At 65.4% G+C, this 648-nt stretch carries 1 protein-coding gene; it reads right to left on the reverse strand.

The window, feature by feature from the left end:
- Positions 1-62 precede the first annotated feature (62 nt).
- The coding region (locus D2U88_RS08720) for a replication initiation protein (RefSeq protein WP_182859156.1) at positions 63-648 on the reverse strand (586 nt) is incomplete at its 5' end.

Consider the following 648-nt stretch of genomic DNA (forward strand, 5'->3'; position numbering starts at 1 on the left):
CAAGCCCTCCGCGATTTGTTTCGCGGTCATCGTGCGCTTGCGTCGGATGGTCGGCAGGTTGCTCATCGGTCGAACTCCAAGATTTTTTGTGCCGTGTCCATCGCCTTCGATTGCCTGGCAACACCTGACAGCCGGCCTTTGTGCGATTGCCTGGCAATGAAGGCCTGACCCGCTGGCCCATGCCCTAACCGTGTCCACACCCAGCGGGCCACGCTCTTCGCGGTGGCTCTGACCTCACTGTCCGGCAACGGGGTGGCGTAGGTGTTGAGCGCACGCGCTTGGGCAAGGGTCGAGGCGTGCCACTGGTCGGCGTCGGTGTGGCGGAAGCGGTGGCGGTATGCCCATGCCCTCAGGCTCTCAAACAGGCACACATTGCGCCCGAGGCCACTGGCTTCGGCCCGCTTCTTCCTGACCGTGGGCAAGCCGTGCGGCAGGTAGTCGGCCAGCTCTTCGAGCGTGTAGGCCTCTCCCCTCCCCCACCGCGTTGACCATGCCTCATGGCCGGGCGTCTTGGTGATGAAATTCGTATAACCAGCGTCAGCCCGCAGGGCGTCCGTGTAGGCCTGCTGGACGGCGGCGGCATACCGCAGGGGCGCGGCTCTGGCCGCGTCCGTGGTGATGACTGGACAGGCCAGCGCGTAGGCCAGA

The organism is Flagellimonas aequoris (assembly GCF_003584165.1).
GTDB lineage: Bacteria > Bacteroidota > Bacteroidia > Flavobacteriales > Flavobacteriaceae > Flagellimonas > Flagellimonas aequoris.